Source organism: Companilactobacillus allii, from assembly GCF_001971585.1.
GTDB lineage: Bacteria > Bacillota > Bacilli > Lactobacillales > Lactobacillaceae > Companilactobacillus > Companilactobacillus allii.
The window spans coordinates 1,215,922-1,233,818 of the sequence record NZ_CP019323.1 but is presented as its reverse complement, the minus strand read 5'-3'; the positions used below and the strand labels follow the sequence as shown (position 1 = coordinate 1,233,818).

General features: G+C 35.4%; 16 protein-coding genes. 2 read left to right on the top strand and 14 right to left on the bottom strand.

Annotation, left to right across the window (positions count from 1 at the left end; genetic code table 11):
• Positions 1 to 43 precede the first annotated feature (43 nt).
• Positions 44 to 793 carry a response regulator transcription factor gene (locus tag BTM29_RS05995; protein WP_076614640.1) on the top strand — a complete coding sequence of 250 codons (750 nt, stop codon included), beginning with the start codon at positions 44 to 46 and terminating at the stop codon, positions 791 to 793.
• A 38-nt stretch (positions 794 to 831) separates the two neighbouring features.
• On the opposite strand, the gene BTM29_RS05990 is transcribed toward BTM29_RS05995, so the two are convergent.
• A complete protein-coding gene (locus BTM29_RS05990; protein WP_076614639.1) occupies positions 832 to 1,071 on the bottom strand; it encodes a helix-turn-helix domain-containing protein in 240 nt (79 codons plus the stop codon).
• 233 nt (positions 1,072 to 1,304) lie between these two features.
• On the opposite strand from BTM29_RS05990, the gene BTM29_RS05985 reads away from it, so the two are divergent.
• Positions 1,305 to 2,654: a sensor histidine kinase gene (locus BTM29_RS05985; protein WP_083685940.1), complete on the top strand. Its 1,350-nt coding sequence runs from the start codon at positions 1,305 to 1,307 to the stop codon at positions 2,652 to 2,654.
• A gap of 49 nt (positions 2,655 to 2,703) precedes the next feature.
• Here BTM29_RS05985 and BTM29_RS05980 read toward each other — a convergent pair whose 3' ends face one another.
• From BTM29_RS05980 to BTM29_RS05920, 13 genes are all read right to left on the bottom strand, one after another.
• Complete coding sequence (locus BTM29_RS05980) at positions 2,704 to 2,901, bottom strand: hypothetical protein (RefSeq protein ID WP_076614637.1); 198 nt, start codon at positions 2,899 to 2,901, stop codon at positions 2,704 to 2,706.
• A gap of 92 nt (positions 2,902 to 2,993) precedes the next feature.
• The gene (gene rlmD, locus BTM29_RS05975) at positions 2,994 to 4,349 is read right to left on the bottom strand and encodes a 23S rRNA (uracil(1939)-C(5))-methyltransferase RlmD (protein ID WP_076614636.1); all 1,356 of its coding nucleotides are present in this window, start codon (positions 4,347 to 4,349) and stop codon (positions 2,994 to 2,996) included.
• Between the two features lie 61 nt (positions 4,350 to 4,410).
• Positions 4,411 to 5,400 (bottom strand): diacylglycerol kinase, encoded by a 990-nt coding sequence (locus tag BTM29_RS05970; protein ID WP_076614635.1) that lies wholly within the window; start codon positions 5,398 to 5,400, stop codon positions 4,411 to 4,413.
• Between the two features lie 13 nt (positions 5,401 to 5,413).
• A complete protein-coding gene (gatB, locus tag BTM29_RS05965; RefSeq protein WP_076614634.1) occupies positions 5,414 to 6,844 on the bottom strand; it encodes an Asp-tRNA(Asn)/Glu-tRNA(Gln) amidotransferase subunit GatB in 1,431 nt (476 codons plus the stop codon).
• On the bottom strand, positions 6,844 to 8,301 hold the full coding sequence (gene gatA, locus BTM29_RS05960; RefSeq protein WP_076614633.1) for an Asp-tRNA(Asn)/Glu-tRNA(Gln) amidotransferase subunit GatA: 1,458 nt from the start codon (positions 8,299 to 8,301) through the stop codon (positions 6,844 to 6,846). The genes gatB and gatA overlap by 1 nt, the downstream gene beginning before the upstream one ends.
• Entirely contained in the window at positions 8,301 to 8,600 is a 300-nt protein-coding gene (gene gatC, locus BTM29_RS05955; RefSeq protein ID WP_076614632.1) for an Asp-tRNA(Asn)/Glu-tRNA(Gln) amidotransferase subunit GatC, read from the bottom strand. The genes gatA and gatC overlap by 1 nt, the downstream gene beginning before the upstream one ends.
• A gap of 22 nt (positions 8,601 to 8,622) precedes the next feature.
• Positions 8,623 to 9,759: a CamS family sex pheromone protein gene (locus BTM29_RS05950; RefSeq protein WP_083685939.1), complete on the bottom strand. Its 1,137-nt coding sequence runs from the start codon at positions 9,757 to 9,759 to the stop codon at positions 8,623 to 8,625.
• Positions 9,760 to 9,769: 10 nt separating this feature from the next.
• Positions 9,770 to 11,788 (bottom strand): NAD-dependent DNA ligase LigA, encoded by a 2,019-nt coding sequence (ligA, locus tag BTM29_RS05945; protein WP_076614631.1) that lies wholly within the window; start codon positions 11,786 to 11,788, stop codon positions 9,770 to 9,772.
• A 25-nt stretch (positions 11,789 to 11,813) separates the two neighbouring features.
• Positions 11,814 to 14,039, bottom strand: a complete 2,226-nt coding sequence (gene pcrA / locus BTM29_RS05940) for a DNA helicase PcrA (protein WP_083686021.1) — start codon at positions 14,037 to 14,039, stop codon at positions 11,814 to 11,816.
• A gap of 180 nt (positions 14,040 to 14,219) precedes the next feature.
• On the bottom strand, positions 14,220 to 15,515 hold the full coding sequence (purB, locus tag BTM29_RS05935; RefSeq protein WP_076614630.1) for an adenylosuccinate lyase: 1,296 nt from the start codon (positions 15,513 to 15,515) through the stop codon (positions 14,220 to 14,222).
• A 3-nt stretch (positions 15,516 to 15,518) separates the two neighbouring features.
• A complete protein-coding gene (locus BTM29_RS05930) occupies positions 15,519 to 16,649 on the bottom strand; it encodes an ATP-grasp domain-containing protein (RefSeq protein WP_076614629.1) in 1,131 nt (376 codons plus the stop codon).
• A 34-nt stretch (positions 16,650 to 16,683) separates the two neighbouring features.
• On the bottom strand, positions 16,684 to 17,265 hold the full coding sequence (locus BTM29_RS05925; protein ID WP_076614628.1) for a xanthine phosphoribosyltransferase: 582 nt from the start codon (positions 17,263 to 17,265) through the stop codon (positions 16,684 to 16,686).
• 50 nt (positions 17,266 to 17,315) lie between these two features.
• On the bottom strand, positions 17,316 to 17,888 hold the full coding sequence (locus BTM29_RS05920) for a glycoside hydrolase family 73 protein (RefSeq protein WP_418236013.1): 573 nt from the start codon (positions 17,886 to 17,888) through the stop codon (positions 17,316 to 17,318).
• Positions 17,889 to 17,897: the final 9 nt, after the last annotated feature.

Genomic DNA, 17,897 nt, shown 5'->3' with positions numbered 1-17,897 from the left:
ACAATTGTCTATTATAGATATGCCTTAAGCAGGAGGTGCCAGAATGTTACCGATCTATTTGTTGGAAGATGATGAGGTCCAAAGAAACAATTACTCTGAATTTATAAATAACAGTATAATGATTAACGCTTCTGACATGGAGTTGAAATTGGCCACTGATACAACTGAAGAATTATTTAATTCCTGCAAAAATGAAACAAAGGGACTATTCTTTCTTGATATGGAAATAGCCGCTAATGAAATTGCTGGTCTAGAGGCTGCTGAAAAGATAAAACAAGCTATGCCTTTAGCACAGATAGTCTTTATCACCACTCATGATGAACTAACTTTGATAACTCTTGAAAGAAGAATTGCGCCACTGGATTATATCATCAAGAACAAGGGGATGGATTCTATCAAGAAAAGTATCAACAATGACATTGCTCTAGCCCAACATTACTTTGAAAACTTCGTACATCATTCTCGTAATCTTTTGAATTACAAAATTGGTAGTCGCTTCTTTTCAGTCCTAATGGACGATGTGATCATGTTGTTCACCGAAACGACCTCCCCTGGTCGAGTAACGTTTATTACAAAGAATCAACGTGGATCATTCATGGAATCTCTTAATTCACTAGAAACTAAGTACCCAAATCTGTTTCGTTGTGATCGTAGTTACCTAGTCAATTTAGACAACGCCAAAGCTTACGACAGTAAAAGTCGAATCTTGACCTTTATAGATCACTCCACTTGTAAAGTTTCATTTAGAAAGAGTCGTGAGTTGATGAACTCGCTAGAGAAAAAATTAAAATAAAATAGGAAACCGCACAATTAAGCGATTTCCTATTTTATTTATTTTGTTTTAGGTTTTCTACCTACTAGTTTGTCCAAACTGACATCGTAAACATCAGCGAATTTAATCATCGTGTAAATATCTGGCGTTCTTGTATTATGTTCATACTTTGAAATTGTTGTTATATCAACATGCAGCATATTTGAAACTTCACGTTCTGAAAGATTTCGCTCTTTACGAAGAATTCTCAAATTGTCTCCTAATTGTAGGTTTCCACCAATACGGATATCCTCACACATGAAATACCTCAATTCTATTCTTCTAATTAAAACGTATACCTATATTATTTCATAACTATTTCCCTCTGCGAGAAAAATTTATAAACGTAAAATTATAGCCTATAAACGTAACGATCTTAGACAAAAATTATTAATATCTTGTTTTAGTTGTAAAATATCCCTACAATAATTTAGTTACGTTCGAACTATTTACTAAAATCATAGGAAAGAAATAGGTCTAGCATTTAAATCTTATGCCATATATCAAAACCAACTTAGAACTAATAGAGAACTTTTTCATTTTGTTTGTAACGTTACAATTACTCCATTTTTTCATTAAAAAGTTCAAATACTATTATTTAATTAACGACTTTTTCCTATCATTTGCCTTTGCTTTATTGGGGCTTTACGTGAATGCTTTGTTCTTATTATTATTTGTATTATTTCTAATTGCTATTCACATATTTAGAAATAAGCCACATAGTCTTAATTATAACGAGGGAATCATCATTGTATTAGCAATGAATATTCAACTGATATTATTCAATCTAAGTAACTACATTATCAGCCTCATCGTTTACTTCCACATCAGATATTGGGATATATACTTAGGTCAATTTCAAAATACCACCTTGCCGTTAGTCTTAGTTATAAATCTGATCCTTGTATTCATACTAGTTTCAATCGTCAATATCTTGGATCGACAAATAATGCAGATACAAAATGATATCTTACGTTATCAATTGGGCAAAAGAATCTTTATATCGTTATTTATATTATTGTTGATATTCATGACTATCCTTATTATCAGTGATATTCAAAAGGTAACCCCCTTAATTAAAATGAGCATGATCTTGTCATTCACCTTTATGACAATGTTCACCTATTTGCAAACCATCATTGCGATCCAATCATATACAATGCGAAAAGAAGCAGTTGAGGCTACCGAAAGAATCAAAGAATTAGATGATTATTTAACTGGATCTCAACAACAGTATGAAGAACTAAGAAAGTTCAAACATGACTTCCAAAACATCCTACTTTCATTGGGACAAGTTGTCGATGGTCAAAGTTCAGAGGAAATAAAACGATATTACCATGAATTAATGAATCAACAGTCCAATTTTAAAATAGTCCAAACTAGTAAATTGCGAGAATTACAAAGCATCAAAAGCAAACCGCTACAAAGTCTTTTAACGCAAAAGTTTTTCATTGCTAAGTCCAAAGGAATCAATATCCACTTTGAGTTAAACGATTCTGATTATGAAATTAAGGAAAATGACCTTTCTATCATTCGTATTGTTGGTATACTCATTGATAATGCTATCGAATACGTACAAACTATCGACAAAAAAGACTTCACCTGTGCCTTCATGAAATCTTCAGAGACTATTGAAATAACTATTGCTAATCAATTGGCTGATGCAATCAATATTAATCAGATATTCAAAACTGGATATTCAACTAAAAGTGACCATCAAGGATACGGTCTAGCTAATGTCTCAAATATTACTGATAATTCATCTAATTTATTTATGGATACCAAAATAGTCAACAACTACATTATGATGACTCTTATCGTGCTACAAAATCAGGAAGTTTAGGCTTCCTTTTTTATTTGCCTTTTAGTTAAGCGCTTACATCAAACGCAAATCAAAATACTTCCATGAGCATCAAAATGGCACCAACAAACATTGATCCGCCAACAAATCCGAACCAAGATGCTAGAACATCAAATATAGATATTTTTGTGGAAACGCTTTTCTTAGGTACAGTAAAATACCCAATCGAAGCAAATAATTGCCAGAATGCAATAATCAACATTCCTACTGCTATAAACGTACGACCCAAAATAGTAACCCCCCTCAGGATTAACTCATAACTACATTTTGACGTAAAAAAATAGTGAGGTCAAGGACATATCGCCTTAATCTCACTATTGATCATTTTCTAGTTAATTTTGTTACAGATTCTATATGATTTGTCATTGGGAACATATCAACTGGAGTAGCATCCCCAATTTCGTATGTATCACTCAACAACTTCAAGTCTCTTGCTAAAGTAGCAGGGTTACAACTAATATAGACAATTTTCTTTGGTTTAATATTATTGATTGATTCAATCAATGAATTGTCCAATCCCTTACGAGGTGGATCGACCATCAATACATCAACTTTCTTCTTATCCTTAGCCCAATCATTCAAGACTGATTCAGTCTTACCAACAATGAAGTCAGCATTCTTAATATCATTGATTTCAGCATTTTGTTTAGCATCTTTAACAGCGTCAGCTACCATTTCAATACCTGTAACTTGCTTTGCCTTATCAGCTAGTGACAATCCGATCGTTCCGATACCAGAGTAAGCATCCACAACAATCTCTTTGCCAGTTAATTCAGCCTTATCAACTGCTAACTTGTACAAACGTTGTGTCTGTGTAGGGTTAACTTGGTAGAAAGAGCGTGGTGAGATTCTGTATGTATGACCAAGAATCTCATCGTCAATATAAGGACTACCAGCAAGAAGCAACATATCTCTACCCAAGATTACATTAGTTACCTTTGAGTTGATATTTAAGTACAATGACTTAACTTCTTTGTTTGCCATTATCTCTTCTGCAATAGCCTTATAATGTGACACATCGCGAACACGTGAAACTAGAACAACCATCATTTCATTTGTGTAATATGCACGACGAACCATAATTGTACGAATTTGCCCCTTGTTCTTTGCTTCATCAAATCCTCTAACTTTGTACTTACGTAAAATATCACGAACACGCGTGATTTCAGCATCGATTTTTTCATCCTGAATCAAGAAGTTATCCATAGGAATCAAATCATGTGAGTGCCTACGATAAAAGCCTGATGTTAATTGTCCGTCAATTTGGCGTACTGGTACTTGTGCTTTATTACGATAATGGAATGGATCATCCATGCCAAGTGTTTCGTTAACATCAATATCTAATCCGGCTTTTTCAAAGTCTACTTGGATTTGTTTTTGCTTGAATTTCAATTGTTCTGAATACTTCAAATGGCTCAAAGGGGCGATTCCAGTTCTTACATAGACATTATCAATATCTTCTACACGGTTTGGAGACTTCTTGATAATATCAAGTGCCTTGGCAAATCCATAGCTCTTACCGACCTTTAAAATAACGGCGTTAACAACTTCGCCTGGTAATGCATTATCAACAAACAAGGTAAAATCATCAACTTTAGCAACACCCTTACCCTCGTATGATAAGTCTTGAATAGTTAATTCTAGTCTGTCGTTCTTATTAATATTTGGTTTTTCCATATTTCATCCTTTACGCCAAAAAAGGGTAGCTGTCAATAATTTTAAGCCGCCCTTTTAGCAATTATTCGTCTAATTTTTTTTCTTCTTCAATAATCTTTTCACCGGCATCTTTTTCGGCAAGGGTTGGAATATCTAATGCCTTTAGTGGAATTGAATCAACGTTTGCATAAACATTCAAATGTCTATGTAAGTTAGTAAATTCCATAGGTGCATCCCCACCATATTCACCATCAAGATTAACCATGATGCGATTATCATCATTGGCTTTGACACTGAGATTCTTAGTCTTAGTATAAATGATCTTAGGGTTATAAACGTGACGTCCACCATTTAAAACCAAAGCAATCAAATGTACCAAGTCTCGTAGATTGGTCTCCTTGACAATGATCAGTGAAAAAGTTCCATCACCAATAACTGAGTTAGGAGCAATCTGTTCCATACCACCAATTGAATTAGTTAATCCAATTAAGAACATAGTGGCTTTACCATCAAATACACCTTCGTCATATTCGATATGCATATCGATAGGACTGATTCTAGGAAGCATCTCTGCCCCCTTAACTAGATAAGCTAAGTAACCAAGAATTGACTTATAAGCTGATGGTACTTCATAAGTTAATTCGGTCATCGAACCACCACCGGCGATATTTATAAAATAATTCTTACCAGCTTTACCGACATCAATCGGCATTTTTTGACCCTTCAAGATAACCTTAGCGGCCTCAACAACATCATCACGTGGAATCTTTAATGCACGAGCATAGTCATTTGTTGTACCAGCAGGGATTATTGCTAATTCTGGACGTTTCTCTAATCCAGATATTCCATTAACAACCTCATTAATGGTTCCGTCACCACCAGCAGCAATGATCAAATCAAAGCCTTCCTTGGCCACACGGTTAGCTTCATCCTGAGCAGAATTATCTTTTGGAGTAGTACGAAAAGCACTGGCTTCATAGCCGGCTTTCTCAATGATATTTAAAATATCCCCTACATTATTTCTCAGCGTTTCATGTCCTGAGCTAGGATTATATATCAACCTTGCACGCATAAAGTTCTCCTCACTAACGATTGTTTAGCTCGGCCATTAGGATCTTATTAACAACTTTAGGGTTAGCTTGACCATGTGTTTGCTTCATAATTTGTCCAATTAAGAAACCGACGGCACGATCCTTACCATTCTTAAAGTCATCGATCGATTGTTGGTTATTATCTAAAATACCCATAATCATTGGCTTCAATACTGCTGGGTCTGATTCTTGAACCATTCCCTTTTCTTTAACCCATCCTTCAGGCTCTGTTCCATTACTAATAGTTTCTTGGAAGACTTTTTTAGCAATCTTAGAAGAAATAGTTCCATCAGAAATTAACTTAATCATCGTTGATAAGTGCTCTGGTGTCAACTTAGTATCAAGCAATCCAACTCTCTTTTCGTTCAAATAAGCGTTCACTTCGCCCATTAACCAGTTAGAAATTAATTTTGGATTTGCGCCGAAACTTACGGCGTCATCAAAGAAATCTGACATTTCCTTAGTATCTGTTATAACACCAGCATCATATTCAGGAATTCCAAGATCCTTAATATAACGTTCTCTACGTTCTTGAGCAGGTTCTGGTAATGTAGCCTCAATTTCTTCGACCCATTCTGGTTTGATTTCAAAATCAGGTAGATCTGGTTCTGGGAAATAACGATAGTCATCAGCACCAGATTTAACACGCATCAAGACTGTTTCTCCAGACTTCTCATCAAAACGTCTTGTTTCTTGTTCAATTTTTCCACCGTTTTTTAATACAGCAGCTTGACGTTTTTCTTCGTATGCTAAACCTAGTTTTACATAATTAAATGAGTTCAAGTTCTTCAACTCAACTTTAGTACCATATGTATCTGATCCAACTGGTGTGATAGAAATATTAGTATCAACACGCATTGAACCTTCTTCCATCTTAACGTCAGAAGCACCAGTAAATTGAACGATTTGACGAAGCTTTTCTAGATATTGATATGCTTCCTCAGGTGAATGCATGTCAGCTCTTGAAACGATTTCGATAAGTGGTGTTCCTTGACGGTTAAGATCGACATATGAATAGCCGTCTGTTCCGTGAGTATTTTTACCAGCATCTTCTTCAACATGAAGTTCCGCAATTCCGATTTTTTTCTTCTTGCCGTCAACATTTATTTCAATATATCCATCATGTGCAAGTGGCTTATCACTTTGAGTTAATTGATATGCCTTAGGATTATCTGGGTAGAAATAGTTTTTACGATCAAAGTGTGTATGGTTTTCAACTTGTGCATTCAAAGCTAAAGCAACCATAATACCTAATCTATATCCTTCTTTATTTACAGTTGGTAATGTTCCTGGAAAACCAAAATCAATAACATTGGTATTAATATTTGATTCAGCACCATAAGCAACTGGCGAAGGACTAAACATTTTTGACTTTGTCTTAAGCTCAACGTGAACTTCCAGACCGATAGTAGTTTCAAAATTCATTAGTCTTCCCCCTTTAATGCAGTTGGTATTTGTTCATAGAATTTATTTTCTTCTTGTAATGCATATGCAGCGTTAAAAATAGCTTGTTCATTGAATGGTTTGGCCATTATTTGTAGTCCAACTGGCATACCTTCAGCTAATCCGGCTGGTACTGATGCAGCTGGTAATCCAGCTAAGTTAGCAGGAATAGTCAAAATATCATTCATGTACATTGCTAGAGGATCATCGATCTTATCACCGATCTTGAAAGCAGTCGATGTAGTTGAAGGTCCCATGATCAAGTCGTGGTCTTCTAGTACTTTACTCATTTCTTCAATGAAGAGTGTTCTTACTTGAGCAGCCTTCTTAAAGTAAGCATCATATGCTCCTGCAGAAAGTGAGAATGTACCTAACATAATACGACGTTTAACTTCAGTACCAAATCCTTCAGATCTTGAATTAACAAACAAGTCTTTGATATTTTTAACATCTTTAGCACGGAATCCATAACGAACACCATCGTATCTTTGTAGGTTAGATGATGCCTCACTTGAAGCCAAAACATAATAAACTTCAACGGCGTGTTTCAATGCTGGAAGACTCACTTCATCAACACTTGCACCGAGTTTTTTATATGTTTCAATTGCTTCATTAACTTTTTTGATAACTTCAGGATTTGTTCCTTCATGCCAGAATTCCTTAGGAACAGCAATTCTTACACCAGTCATATCTTTGTTTAGATCAGCACGGTAATCAGGAACTTCTTTTTCAGAACTAGTACTATCGTGTTCATCATGACCAGCAATCGTTGATAAAACTTCTGCTGAATCTTCAACACGCTTAGACATAACACCTACTTGATCAAGACTTGATGCAAAGGCGATAACACCCCAGCGAGATACACGACCATATGTTGGCTTGATTCCGAAAATACCATTAAATGATGCAGGTTGTCTGATTGAACCACCAGTATCTGTTCCAAGTGCAGCAATGACTTCACCTGAAGCAACTGCGGCTGCAGAACCACCTGACGAACCACCAGGTACTTTATCTAAATTCCAAGGATTATGTGTATCACCAAAGAAAGATGTCTCAGTTGATGAACCCATAGCGAATTCATCCATGTTTGTTTTACCAATATTGATGGCACCACTAGCTTCTAGTTTTTCTAGAACTGTTGCACTATATACAGGCATGAAGTTATAGAGAATCTTACTTGCTGCAGTGGTCTTAATACCATTACTTACAATATTATCCTTAATTGCAATTGGGATACCTGACAAAGAATTCTTGATGCCATCCTTATCAATTCCTTCAGCAATTTTACTAGCTGAATCATTGACTGTAATAAAGGCTGCGATATCTTTTTCTTTATCTTTGATTCCATCTATTGTTTGATCCGTTAATTCTTTGGAAGTTAATTCTTTATTAGCTAACTTCTTGTGCAAAGAATCAATAGTTTCATTTAAATAATTCACTATTCATCTTCCTCCTTTTCAACAATTGTAGGTACTTTGATCAAGTTATCTTCTGATTCAGGAACATTCTCAAACATTTGCTCTCTAGTTTGGGTACGAATTCCCTTATCTTCACGGAATGTCGTGCTTGTGTCTCCCATGTTATAAGTAGGTTTCACACCTTCTGTATCAACAGAAGCCAAGTTACTTTCCATATCAACGATCTTACCAAGTTGACTTACAAAACTATCAACTTCGTCATCTTTTAATTTCAGGTTTGCTAATTCAGCTACGTGTAGCGTTTCACTTTTTGAAATCATTAAAATTCTCCTTTAAGGCTTATTAATCCGCATCTAAAACATGTGTATAAAATTTATTATTAGTACGTGTAACAACGGCTTGTTGGCTATCTACAGTTTGAATATTGATATCCAAATCTACATTGGTTGGTAAGTATTTAGAAGCACTTTGTTGTACAAACTGCGTAAAACTAGTTACTTGTGCTAATCCATCAAATTGAGTATTGATCGTAATATCCATTGACTTCAAAGTTGTCCCATCATAATGAGCTTGTGCTGTAACACCAGACAAGTTAGGGAAGTAATCTTGGATATTATCCTTGAAATTACTAAATGAATCCGAATCTCCACTATTGATCGCAGTTTCATCGTTTACCACTGGCAATACTTGATTCTTATAGCCTAGATCCTTAAAATTACCAAGATCTCCACTCTTACTTACTGAGTATTGGAAATACGTTCCACCAACCAAAGTATCTTCAGGTGCTACTGAATAAAGTCCAACGGTAATTGGGATATTTCCAACATTACTTCTCTTACGTAGTCGTTTAACTACTTCTTTAGCAACACGTTGGCCTTCAGTCTTTTGTTCTTCTCTGGTAATAGTTGTTTGATAAGTTGCACCATATTGCTTCTTTTGATAATAATCAATCTTATTCATAGCAATACCGATTGATATACCAGCTAACTTGTACTTACCATCTTGTTTTTGAAGATAGTCTTCTTCAAGCATTTGTTGGAAATACATAGGTGCTCTCTTTGTCTCACTCTTTGAACCATTTGAAGCAGGGTTCAATCCAGTTGGATTCTTCTTAGACTTACGTCCTAACCAATCAGTAACAGTAGCTGCAGACAAGACCTGTCCTTCTTGGAAAACATATGAATTAGTTGAGAATTGTTGCTTCGACAAATTCAAAAGTCCGCTTTCAAAACTACGACTATTGAAAGTGTTGCTGTTATCAGAAGCTGTTATTCCAGAAATTGCACTTGTTTTATACTTACCATTGCTCATCAAGACATCATAAGAACTTGTATCCGATGAACTTGCTGTTTGAACAGTACTCTTACTGCTGCTATCACTGCCTCCAGATGACAATCCTGAATCTTGTAAATTACCACAAGCAGTTAAAAGAAGTGAGCACATTATTACTAGCGCTGTAGCTTTTATGAATTTTTTCAAAACTTTTCTCCTAATCCTCCGCATTATCCAAATAATCAGATAATGTTGCTTCATCAATAATCTGCGTTCCTAATTGTTGGGCCTTAGTCAACTTACTACCAGATTTCTCACCAGCAATTAAGATATCAGTTTTCTTTGTGACTGAACCTGTAACCTTGGCACCCAAACTTTCTAATAAGTCAGATAATTCTGAGCGTTTATAATTCTGTAATGTTCCGGTTATAACAACTATTTTATCAGTAAAATGCTGATTTGTTTCATTAGAATTGGAACTACCAATAAATTCCATATTGAGATTAACTAATTTCAACTCATTGATCAGTTTTTTAACATCATCATTTGCAAAATACATGATAATACTATCAGCAATAATTCCGCCCATAGTATTAACCTCTAGAATCTCTTCTTTAGTTGCATTCATTAAATTATCTAAGTTCAAAAAGTTCTCAGCAAGAATTCTACCAGCTTTTGCACCAACATGACGAATTCCTAAACCAAATATTAATCTCTCGACAGAGTTTGCCTTGGAATTATCAATGGCACTCAACAGATTATTGATGGACTTCTCTTTAAAACCATCCAATGTTGCTAAATCATTGGCTGTCAATTTATATAAATCAGCAACATCTTTAATCAAGCTTTTAGTATACAACTGTTCTATGATTTTGGGACCTAAACCATCAATATTCATCGCATTTCGTGAAGCAAAATGTGTCAATTGTTCTTTTACTTGAGCTGGACACTTTGGATTGATACAACGTAGTGCCACTTCGTCTTCCAAATGTATCAACTTTGAATCACAATATGGACAGTTAGTAGGAATCAGTGCTTCCACAGAATCTTTTGGACGTTTACTTAAAACAACCTGTGAAACTTCTGGGATAATATCTCCTGCTTTGTGTAACATCACAGTATCTCCCACTCGGATATCCTTTTGCTTAATCATATCTTCATTGTGGAGTGTGGCTCTAGCAACTGTCGTACCAGCAAGTTGCACTGGATCCATGACAGCAGTAGGTGTCAAAACACCAGTCCTACCAATAGTCCACGTTATTTCTCTAACGATTGATTCAGCTTGTTCTGGCGGGAACTTGTAGGCAATTTCCCAACGAGGAACCTTGACGGTATTACCCAGTCCACGTTGAGTCGCCAAGTCATTTACTTTAAGGACGACACCATCGATCCCATAATCTAAGTCATCACGAATTTTACCGTAGCGTTCAATGTACTCTTTGACACCATTCAATCCCTTTGTGACTTCAGCACTTGGATTTACGTGAAAGCCTAATTCACTGAGTTTTTTTAGAGCCTGACTTTGAGTAGTTATATTCAAATTATCAAAAGTTACTATAGTATACATGAATGTATCTAGTTTTCTTGAAGCAGTCACTTTTGGATCCAGTTGACGAAGACTTCCAGCAGCAGCATTTCTCGGATTAGCAAAGACCTGTAATCCTTCTTTTTCTCGTTCTTCATTCAAACGTAAAAACTCTTTTTTGGACATGAAACACTCACCACGAACCTCAAAAGTCAGTGGTTCACTTAACTTCTGTGGAATCGTTTCAATCGTCTTCAAATTCTCAGTAACATTTTCACCAATCGTTCCATTACCACGCGTTGAACCCTGCACTAGTATTCCGTTTTCATAAACCAGTGAAATAGCCAATCCATCAATTTTTAATTCAACATTATAATCAATTTCTTCGCCGACACTTTTTTCAATTCTTCCATTATATTCAGCTAGCTCTTCTTCAGAGAAAACATCCCCCATAGAAAGCATAGGAATATCATGTGTCACCTTATTAAAGTCTGGTAAAGTTACATCTCCAACTAATTGGGATGGAGAGTCCGGCATTATCAATTCAGGAAATTGCTGTTCTAGTTCTAATAAGCGGTTATATTGTTGATCATAAACATTATCTTCAACTAATGGAGCATCCTTAGTATAATACGCATCTCGATATTCATTTAACTGATTTCTTAGAGATGCTAGTTCTTCATTAGCTTGTGATTTTGTGATTTCTGCCATATTTTTCACCTCTTAGGTTTACAAATTATTCAGATTTCTTGATAGGAGCGAATTCGGCTAACAGACGCTTGATACCTTCATTATCAAATGCAACGTCTAACTCAGCATCTTTGCCCTTACCATTAACTTTGACAACAGTTCCTTGTCCCCACTTCTTATGATCGACCTTGTCACCAATATTCCAACTGACATTTTCAGCACCTTGAGCACCACTCGCCTTTTGGGCTTCATCAACCTTGTAACTTGAATGATAAGCTGAAGCACGACGACGTTTTGAAAATGGAAGACTCGATTCATTCTTTGTAGTACTTGTCGAAATACCACCAGCATTTTTATTGACCCAATTAATATGTTTATCGTCGATTTCTTCAACAAATCGCGATACTTGATTTGTTTGAAGGCGGCCATAAAGCATACGGCTGTAGGCATTTGTTAAATACAATTTCTTTTCGGCACGAGTAATACCAACATATGCCAATCTTCGCTCTTCTTCTAGATCCTCTTGTTTCATTAATGAACGACCTAATGGGAAGATTCCTTCTTCCATACCTACTAAGAAGACAACTGGAAATTCCAATCCCTTAGCAGCATGTAGTGTCATTAAAGTAACTTCTTGTTGATCTTCTTCTAAATCATCTTGATCACTTACTAGTGATAATTCAGTTAAAAATGAATCTAATCTAGTTTCATCAATATCAGGATCTGGTTCATATGATTGATCGAATTGAGTTGTAACAGTCAAGAGTTCTTCGATATTCTCAATTCTAGTTTGTGATTCAAGGTTGTTTTGTTGTTTCAATTCATCAACATAATCTGACTTATCAAGTAAATGATCCATCAAGTCTGTCATTGAAATCGTCTTAGCCTCTTTAGCTAGATCATCGATCAACTTTGCAAATGCAGCAAAGGTCTTCCTTGGTTTAGCAGGAAGGGATGATAATTCAATATTTTCAGATGCTTCAAGTAATGACCAACCATGTTCATCTGCATATCTTTGCAGTTTTTCAATCGTACCTGGTCCAATACCACGTTTAGGACTATTTATTATTCTCTGAAAACTCATAGAGTCATCGCGGTTAGCAACAAGTCTCAAATAAGCCATAATATCTTTGATTTCTTTACGATCATAGAACTTGTGTCCACCAATGATCTTATATGGAATATTGGCTTGTAAGAATTTCTCTTCAAAAGCACGTGATTGAGCATTTGTTCGATACAATATTGCAAAATCACCATAATTATAATTCTGTAATAGTAAGTCTCTAATTTGTGATACCACATACAGTGCTTCATCAGACTCATTTTGTCCACGATAAAAGTTAATATCGTCACCCTTTGCATTATCAGTCCATAGGTTCTTAGGTTTTCTTTCAGAGTTATTATTTATAACTTCATTAGCTGCATCAAGAATTGTCTTAGTTGAACGATAATTTTGTTCCAACTTAATAGTTATCGCTTCAGGATAATCCTTCTCGAAGTTCATAATATTCTTCACATTAGCTCCACGCCAACCATAAATACTCTGATCAGCATCACCAACAACACAAACATTACGATACTTGGCACCCAATTGTTGAACCAATTTATATTGAGCTTCATTGGTATCCTGATATTCATCGACGTGAATATACTGAAATTTTGTTTGATAATAATCTAATACATCAGGACATTGCTCGAACAAGATATTTGTCTGCATAATCAAATCGTCAAAATCCATAGCCTGATTCTTTTCCATTTCTTTGGCATATGCATCATAACAATTAGCGACGATTTGTTCGAATGGAGATTTTGCATTTTGAGCAAAATCTGCTGGCGTAAGTAAGTCATTTTTGGCATTACTTATTGCCCCAAGAATTGCCCTTGGATCATATTGCTTTGGATCTAAGTTCATTCTTTGAACAATCTGCTTCATCAAAGTACGTTGCTCTGAAGGATCTGAGATTGTAAATGATCTGGACTTGCCCATCTTATCAATGTCACGTCTTAATATACGTACACAAAGTGAATGAAAGGTTGAGACCCAGACATCATTTGCAGACTCGCCAAGTAGTTTACTTATTCTTTCTTTCATCTCTTTGGCAGCTTTATTAGTGAAAGTGATGGCCAAAACATGCCAAGGCATTACGTTTTTGTTTTCAATCAAATATGCAACACGATGTGTTAATACACGTGTTTTTCCACTTCCAGCACCAGCCATGATAAGCAATGGGCCTTGTGTTGCAATAACTGCCTCTTGTTGTTCTGTATTCATACTTTTTAACATTGCATCTTCCAATTTTTTAATCCCTCAAATCCTTAATCTATCAACATTTATCAAAAAACATCTATTTTACATTGTAGCAAATTTTTAATAACAATAATACTATTTAGAGTACCTCAAAAAGATGCAAAAAAAGATATCTGCATATGCAAATATCTCTTAACGAAATTATTATTCTAATCCTACACGTTTGAAAATATCATCAACATGTTTTAAATGCCAATGATAATCAAATGCATCGTCGATATCATCTTTTGAAAGTTTATCAGTAACACGACTATCGGCTTCTAGTAATGTACGGAAATCCTTTTTCTCATCCCAAACCATAGCTGTCTTGGGTTGAACGATGTCATAAGCTTGTTCACGGCTAAGACCACTTTCAACAAGTTTGAGCATTACACGTTGTGAGAAGATCAATCCATGTGTAATATTCATATCTTCCATCATTTTATCTGGGAATACGGTTAGATCCTTAGTTATCTTAGTAAAACGAGTCAAAATATAATCCAATAACTCAGTTGTATCAGGAATTATTATACGTTCTGCGGAACTATGTGAAATATCTCTTTCATGCCACAATGGAACATCTTCCAGTGCAGTGAACGCATGTCCTCTGATGACACGTGCCAATCCAGTAACATTTTCAGATCCAATAGGATTACGTTTATGAGGCATTGCTGATGATCCTTTTTGACCAGCTGCAAAATACTCCTCGGCTTCACGAACCTCGGTTCTTTGTAAATGTCTTACTTCCAAAGCAAATCGCTCAATTGAAGTAGCAATCAGCGCCATAGTTTGAATATATTCAGCATGTAAATCACGTGGAAGAACTTGTGTAGAAATCTCTTGAGCACGAATACCCAACTTAGCACATACTAATTCTTCAACCTTAGGTGGAACATTGGCAAAACTACCAACAGCACCACTGATTTTACCTGCTTCAACACCCTTAGCTGCATGATCGAAACGCTCTATATCACGTTTGATTTCTGAATACCAATTAGCTAATACCAAACCAAAGGTTGTAGGTTCTGCATGTACACCATGGGTACGTCCAATCATGACAGTGTCTTTATATTCGAGTGCCTTTTCTTTAACTACTTCTAAGAAAGTATCCAAATCTTCTCTAATAATGTCATTGGCTTGTTTCATTAAGTAACCATAAGCTGTATCAACAACATCTGTTGAAGTAAGTCCAAAATGAACCCACTTTTTCTCTGGTCCTAGATATCTCGATACATCTCTTGTAAAAGCAACTACATCATGTTTTGTTTCTTTTTCTATTTCTTTGATTTCTTCAACATTAAATTTAGCATTCTTAGCAACCAACTCTGCATCTGCAACAGGAACTTCACCTAATTTGCTCCATGCTTGTGTCGCAGCAATTTCGACTTCTAGCCATGCTTGAAATCTATTTTGGTCTGTCCAAATGGGGCTCATTTTTTTAGTTACATATCTGTCAATCATAAGTTATTCTACTCTCCAAATATTAGTTGATAAGATATCTTCTTTTAATTCATCTGCATCATCTGAAATTACTGATATATATCCAACATCACGGTTAGCTTCATTCTTAGCTTTAAAACCCGTGTAGTAATTGAATTTCCATTGTGCCTTTTCCTGTAATAAATCTAAACTTTGTGGCAAGTTACCCTCAACAATCTTAAGCGTTGAAGCATTTACCATAGGATAGATCTCTGGGATCGGCCAATCACATATTGCTCGAATGTGTAGCTCAAATTGCGAAACTCTAGCAGCCTCTTGATAAACATTAGCTGAATAATTAATTCCTGGAAAAATCCTTTTAACGTACAATACCCCTGATTGAGATACCAAGAAGCCAATTCCAAAAATTCCAACGTAGCTTAATTTATTAGCAACTTTTAACGCCACTCTTTGCATTTCTGCTTCAATATCAGGATCATTCTTCTTGAATAAATAAGAACTCATAAGATTTGATCCATCATAAATTTCTTTGATCATTGGGAAAGTATGAATTTTTTCATTCTTACTCTTGCTAACCATAACAGAATATTCTGTCTTGGTGTCAATCCAAGCTTCTAGAATATATGTCCCATTTGCCAATAACTTAGTAAGTTTATCCACATCTTCATAATTGTAAATGACATGTCGTTTAAGAATCGTTTGATTCTTTTGAATTGGTTTCAAAATACAAGGAAATCCAATTTCTTTTACCGCCTTTTTAATATCCTCAGTCGTTACAATTGAGAAAAAGGGCGGTACATTAATATTCAAATCATTTAAGAATGTGCGTTCAATGTACCTATCTTGTGCAATGGACAATAGCTCTGAACCTTGAGCAACATTGAACTCAACTTCTAGTTGCTTTAATAAGTCACTGTTGAAATTCTCATCCATATACAAAAGAAGGTCACTTCTATGGCCTAATTCACTTAAATTCTCGATGTTTTCTAATTCACCAACTATGTAATTATCCGCGGCTTGTGTAGCTATATCATCATCTTCAAAAGTCAAAAGCATGGTTCTAAACCCCATTCTTTTGGCCTCCAATTCAAATAAATAAGTTTCACTGCCACCGCCAATTATTCCTAGCGTTTTACCAGGCGCAATAAAAGTCATAAATCCACCTTCCTATGAAGTAGCGCTTGTACCTTTAGTCGTTTTCAGGTTCAAAAACAACTTGGCCATTTTCAAAAGCCTTAATTCTAGCTAATGAGTAAATAGGTGTTCCTGCCTTGTCGATCATCTGTCTTCCCTTTTGGAAAGACTTCTCGATAACTATACCAATACCGGCAAGAGTTGCTCCAGCATCATCTATAATTGTGTTCAAACCATTAACCGCTTGACCATTTGCTAAGAAGTCATCAATAATCAAAACTTTATCATCACTTGATAGATACTTTTTAGCAATGCTGATGTGGTTAGATGTCTTTTTAGTAAAAGAATAAACCTCAGAAGTATATAAATCGTCACTCAATGTAACAGATTTGTGCTTTCTAGCAAAGACTACTGGTACACCAAATTTCAATCCTGTCATAACTGCTGGAGCAATTCCTGATGATTCTACAGTCAGAATTTTATTGATCCCAGAGTCTTTAAAACGCTTGTAAAACTCTTCACCCATTTTTTCCATTAACATTGGATCAACTTGATGGTTTAAAAAACTATCTACTTTCAGAACATCTTTACCAATCACACGACCATCTTTTTTAATTCTTTCTTCTAATTCTTTCACTACGTTATCCCCCATTTATAGAATAATTAGAGTCTATCATATTTTGTTTTTCACTTGATACCTTCATCGTACTTTTTTAGATTATATTTTTGTATAATCCGAATAATTTTACTTGTGTAACCCGGATCAGTCGCATATCCATCTGTTTGAAGTGCCACAGCAGCATCAATATAATCCTTTGATTGTATGACTTGTTTATATTGTTCGGAATTCCAAGTGGTTCCATTTACTAATAGCTCCGCATGATCCTTCATTGATTCTCTAAAATTCGCATACACTCTAAAACGTCCATTTATTGTGATCCATTGTCCATTTGTATACTCTTTTGTTTGTAATACCTTGGTATTGCTGGGATCATCTCCCTTTACACCATAGTAATTATTATAATCCTTTGCTAAGGTGCTGTTGCCCCAATCACTCTCTAATATAGCTTGTGCAATAGTAATACTTGGTAATACGCCATATTCATTACCTAAAGTGACTGCGTAAGGTGAGATTTTTTTTACAAAAGTATTACGTTCTTGATGAACCTCTTCTACTCTAGTTTCTTCTCGATATTGTGTATAACGACGATAACCAAAAAATCCCACAAGAATTACAGCAACTATTATTAACACAGTAATTACAGATGT